At 37.3% G+C, this 3,743-nt stretch carries 4 protein-coding genes and 3 pseudogenes; 3 read left to right on the top strand and 4 right to left on the bottom strand.

Features of this window, described 5'->3' with window-relative positions:
- A pseudogene (locus ACFIJZ_RS09355) lies at positions 1-252 on the bottom strand (hypothetical protein); the annotation flags it as partial.
- 52 nt (positions 253-304) lie between these two features.
- Here ACFIJZ_RS09355 and ACFIJZ_RS09360 point away from each other — a divergent pair.
- Positions 305-619: a type II toxin-antitoxin system RelE/ParE family toxin gene (locus tag ACFIJZ_RS09360; RefSeq protein ID WP_273790985.1), complete on the top strand. Its 315-nt coding sequence runs from the start codon at positions 305-307 to the stop codon at positions 617-619.
- Positions 620-635: 16 nt separating this feature from the next.
- Entirely contained in the window at positions 636-932 is a 297-nt protein-coding gene (locus tag ACFIJZ_RS09365; protein WP_004861504.1) for a HigA family addiction module antitoxin, read from the top strand.
- Between the two features lie 44 nt (positions 933-976).
- On the opposite strand, the pseudogene ACFIJZ_RS09370 reads toward ACFIJZ_RS09365, so the two are convergent.
- Positions 977-1,255, bottom strand: a pseudogene (locus ACFIJZ_RS09370) (hypothetical protein).
- Positions 1,252-1,971: pseudogene (locus ACFIJZ_RS09375) on the bottom strand (antA/AntB antirepressor family protein). The pseudogenes ACFIJZ_RS09370 and ACFIJZ_RS09375 overlap by 4 nt, the downstream one beginning before the upstream one ends.
- Before the next feature lie 381 nt (positions 1,972-2,352).
- On the opposite strand from ACFIJZ_RS09375, the gene ACFIJZ_RS09380 reads away from it, so the two are divergent.
- A complete protein-coding gene (locus ACFIJZ_RS09380) occupies positions 2,353-3,438 on the top strand; it encodes a hypothetical protein (RefSeq protein ID WP_375631864.1) in 1,086 nt (361 codons plus the stop codon).
- A 27-nt stretch (positions 3,439-3,465) separates the two neighbouring features.
- Here the strand turns inward: ACFIJZ_RS09380 and ACFIJZ_RS09385 are convergent.
- Positions 3,466-3,743: hypothetical protein (locus ACFIJZ_RS09385; protein ID WP_375631865.1), on the bottom strand; the 278-nt coding region annotated here is incomplete at its 5' end.

Raw genomic sequence — 3,743 nt, forward strand, 5'->3', positions numbered from 1 at the left:
TAGTTGGTCAACAAAGCGTGCACCATCTTCACATGTCGCATAACATTCAACATCTAGCGTTAAAATACGCCGCCTTATTCCATAATCTTGCCCATCTTTAATCGTTTCACTTTGTGTGAAAATGTTAATTGCAGGCGTGTTTTCAGGGGAGAAGTTGAAATCACGCATATTGAAAACATTGTCACCAGCTGCTGTTTTTGCTGCCTTTATCAAAGCAACAAAGCTTTCCCTTATCGTTTCTCTCGGATGCATGGGGGCTCCTGTTATTTAACATTTATCCTTTTCTTTATGTTGGTATCGTGTTATGATACGTAAAAGAACGAATAAAGGTGATTTGGTGATTGAATCTTTTGCTGATAAGCGGTGTAAAGATCTTTTAGAAGGCAATCCGCCCAGAGGCTTTCCCACCACTCTAGTGCGTATAGCCCAAAGAAAATTGTTTATGCTCGATAAAGCAGTTGATCTTAAAGATTTGCGTAGTCCTCCGGGAAATCGTCTAGAAGCATTGAAAGGAGAGCGTAAAGGTCAATATTCTATCCGTATTAATGACCAGTTTCGTATTTGTTTTGAATGGCGCTCTAATGGCGCCTATGAAGTTGAAATCGTAGATTATCATTGATCTGTAGGAGGTCGAGATGAAAAATTATATAGCGATTCATCCCGGAGAAATTTTACGAGAGGAATATTTAAAAGAATATGCTCTCTCTGCTTATGCTCTTGCAAAAGCATTAAATGTTCCACGTACGAGAATAGAACGTATTGTTGCTGAAAATAGTCCAGTGACTCCCGATACAGCACTAAGATTAGCCTATTTTTTTGATACTACTGCTGAATTTTGGCTTAACATGCAAGCTGCTTATGACGTTAGTATATTACAAACTGAAAAAGCAGACGAATTTGCCAAAATCAATAAATTTGAATGTAGGGTTTAACCACTCCCCATTTTAAGAACAGGGAGGGGAGTTGTGTTTTTAAGTTAAGCAGCTTTTACAACAGGACTTTCCAAAGTAGGAGCATAAGCTTGCAATAACGGATTCATGCTATGCGGTAGTTCTGAAGTTCCAAAACCTGTAAGAACTGCAAGAATCTTTGTAATATTCGGCACCTCATCTTGAAGTTTTAAAATCAAAGCTTTTTCTATTGCATCTATGGTCTCAATGAGAGCATTAAAAGCTTTATCTTCGACATCATCACGATCAGAAAATTAAAACAATGCCATCCATAAATCGCACAAAAAATCGATACTGGTATTCATTGCCCCCCCCAAAAGATTTGCTCTCTTAAACATGCTAATCCTCTGGATGTGATTTTCGTTGAAGGCAGCACCTTTACTGTACCATCCGGTCTTTGAATAGTAATAGCAGGACAATCCATAAATCCTTTCTTGATCTTGTCCTGATAAGGTAACAGTGGCGCCCCTGGAGCCCGTCGATACACCCAATCATGTTTACGCAAGTAATCAGTTAAGTCCTTAGGTCGTACCTCTAACATCTTTTCTGCTTCAATAAGACCAAACAAACCATCAGAGCGTTTTAAACCATCAAGTGCTTCTGCTTTTGGTGCTAATTCAGCAATAACATGATCTTTCTGCTCTATTTGATTTTGTAGGTGATTCAAGACACCAAGTAATGCTTCAGGTTTGGAGTAGTCAACTTGTGGTGTCACTACTTGTTTCAAAAGCCGTTCACATTTGTTAAAGTATTGACGTGCTTCATGCCCTTTATCATTACGCTCTATCATCGAAAGATGTTTAGCTATGTCTAACGTAATGTGGTATTATTTTACCTTTCCACCGCTTACTAAATTTTTAGTAAGCGTTATAAAGTTTATATTTTCCTGAAATTTACATTCTTTAATGCGATTTTTAATCCAATTTCTAAATTCAGACTTTATTTCCAAAAACGCATGCAAATCACGCGCGTTAACAGTTTGAATTGTTTCTTGGCCAATAGTTTGTTCTTTAATTTCTATAGAGTATTCATAATGAACTCCTTACTACTTAGATGTTTTTCATTGACTCTTTAATTAGAAAGTGCCGAGCACTGAAAAACACGGTAGTAAGTCCATCGTTATGCTTTCCTATGAAGGTGTTTTATAGCATAACCACACCCCACAAGATCACTATATGCGAGTAACATACAATGAGTCAAAGCCTTTAATGTGCGAAAATAAACTATCTCGGTAGCTTATCCGCTTAGTATTTAAGGTGTTCGTTAGGTTCCTGTTTCGATTATTCATACTCCTGTAATAATATCACTTTTTTCTAAAAATCATAAGCACATATTTACTTTATTTGTCGACTCACTTTAGATTTTCCAGCTTAGTTTTTTATTTATAGTGGAGGGGACAATAATGCTCGACATACTTGATACAATTGCGATGATCGTATGTTTGTTGTCGTTACCGGTGATGGTTGTCGGACTTGTTTTAGTGTGTATAAAAAAATGGCGTAAAAATGGATTGAAAACCCTTGGTATTGGAGTCTTATTATTTCTCGGCTCTGCAATATTAGGTGCGTTTTTTTTTCACAAAATCAAACCAGATCAAGTTGCGTACAATAATGAAATTTTTTCCTCCTCCTCGACTTTATTAATAGATGTTGCTACTCAAAATGAAAGCGTGACAAAGGCACTACCTAAGAATACTGATAAGCAAAGTATCCATGTTCAAGATAAAAAGTCAGACGAAAATGATGGTCTAGGTTTTTGGGGATGGTTCAGGTTAATTTTCTTTGCATTTATTGCATTGTCTATTTTTGTTCATTGGCAAGATAAACGCAACAAACGTTTTAAAGAAAAAGTTTCAGAGCAGGTTTTAATGCCTCCCCCCCATATCCATCCTTCTTCTGATTTATCAGTTGTTAATAAAATGTCGCCGGAACTTGAAAAAAAACGGTTAGAAAAGAGGGTACAGATCGTTCTCCTTTGTGCTCTACTGATTGGAGGCATTGTGGTAACAGTAACTATTACGCCGTGGTTATTAGTACCCATTTTTATTGTTTTAATTTTTGTTATTATTGCCTATCGTGAGACAAAAAAGGAAAAAAGCTTTGAGCAAGAAGTTGCTCTGTGGCAATCAGATATTCCTCCCTCTAATTTTGAGGAAGCATGTGAAATGTTTCAAGAACTTGACGCAAGTGAATATGATTATCGTTTAGTACAAAATGAAAAACTGTTGGGAGTTCAAGAACGCGTTACCTTTGATATTGGCGAAAAGAATCCAATTTTAGGACGTCTTTTAGTAACAAATCAAGCTATTGTATTTGAAAGCCCTGAAGATAATGAAAGGACTACTTGGGCAAGAATTGCATCAGTAACTATAACATACCAAGAATGTCACATCAGTCACCGTACCGGCGCACCATGGAATTATCGATTTAGTGCTATTCCAAATCCAAGGTTTGCAGCAGTAATCCGAGTTCTTGGGCAGCCTTATTGATTTTTAAACACACCAAATAAAGATGCCTCATTGTTTTATCTCCCGCAAGATAAGCTTATACATACCGGATTCTGAGGCTTGGACATCTGTGATCACGAAGTGCTCTTGAGAAGAGGGAGCTTTGCTGTTTTCAGGGGAAATGATTACAACACTATCTTGAGGGTTTGGTGGTATTCCGCCGATATCATTGATACAAAGATCAAGTTCCTTTCTTGCAATTGTGGTAGAGATTCTGCCACCGGCGTCCGATTCTGAATGCTTAATGCCGTAAATCGCTGTGATACGAAAAGATTGCTGGTTGTCTT

This window comes from Bartonella sp. CL70QHWL (genome assembly GCF_042194855.1).
Taxonomy (GTDB): Bacteria; Pseudomonadota; Alphaproteobacteria; order Rhizobiales; family Rhizobiaceae; genus Bartonella.

Excerpts from the sequence above, each read along its gene's own strand:
- ACFIJZ_RS09360 (WP_273790985.1), top strand. The coding sequence starts at position 305 with ATGATACGTAAAAGAACGAATAAAGGTGATTTGGTGATTGAATCTTTT.
- ACFIJZ_RS09365 (WP_004861504.1), top strand. The coding sequence starts at position 636 with ATGAAAAATTATATAGCGATTCATCCCGGAGAAATTTTACGAGAGGAA.
- ACFIJZ_RS09380 (WP_375631864.1), top strand. The coding sequence starts at position 2,353 with ATGCTCGACATACTTGATACAATTGCGATGATCGTATGTTTGTTGTCG.